This is a genomic window from Vibrio sp. 2134-1, from assembly GCF_033339495.1.
On sequence record NZ_JAWOUS010000542.1, the window covers coordinates 1 to 646 of the forward strand.

Consider the following 646-nt stretch of genomic DNA (forward strand, 5'->3'; position numbering starts at 1 on the left):
TTAATTCGATTGAATACAACAAGCAAAGCGCAGAATCTTAACTTCCTCGACCTTGAAACATTCGGCGAGCGAAATGCGTTTGCCAATGATGTTGACCTATTTTTATGCGCCCCCATTTGAGGGCGCGAGCTGTATTTACTGGAGAGGTTTAAAATGAAAGCCGTGATTTGTGGTGCTGCGTTAACGATGGCTATTTCGCTTCCTACTGTCGCTCAAGAAGAGCTAAAAGGGTGTGATGCCAAAGCGTTTGCACTTGAGCAGCAAATTGAATACGCCACAGTACAAGGTAATCAAAAGCGCATTGATGGATTAAAACGAGCCCTTGCTGCGATTGAGGATGAATGCTCGGAAGAAGATTTACGCGAAAAACTGCAAGCAGAAATCGAAAAAAAAGCGCAAAAAGTAAAAGCCCGCGAGCTAGAATCGGTAGAGGCACAAACGTCGGGTTCGAGCGACAAAATCGAGAAAAAGCGCCGAAAGTTAGATGAAGCGCAAAAAGAGTTGTTAGACGCTAAACGTGAGTTGGAATGGAATTACGGCCAGTAGGCACACCGACCTTCGCGGCGGTTAAAGCCATCTTTCACCGCAGTTTTGTGGCGTTGTTCACATCTCGAAACAAAGTCAATATCGCTAAATACTTAGGGCG

1 protein-coding gene is annotated in these 646 nt (G+C 45.4%); it reads left to right on the plus strand.

Going from position 1 to position 646, the window contains the following annotated elements; translation table 11 throughout:
• The first annotated feature begins 153 nt into the window (after nt 1-153).
• Entirely contained in the window at nt 154-546 is a 393-nt protein-coding gene (locus R7R78_RS27120) for a DUF1090 domain-containing protein (RefSeq protein WP_225474737.1), read from the plus strand.
• Nucleotides 547-646: the final 100 nt, after the last annotated feature.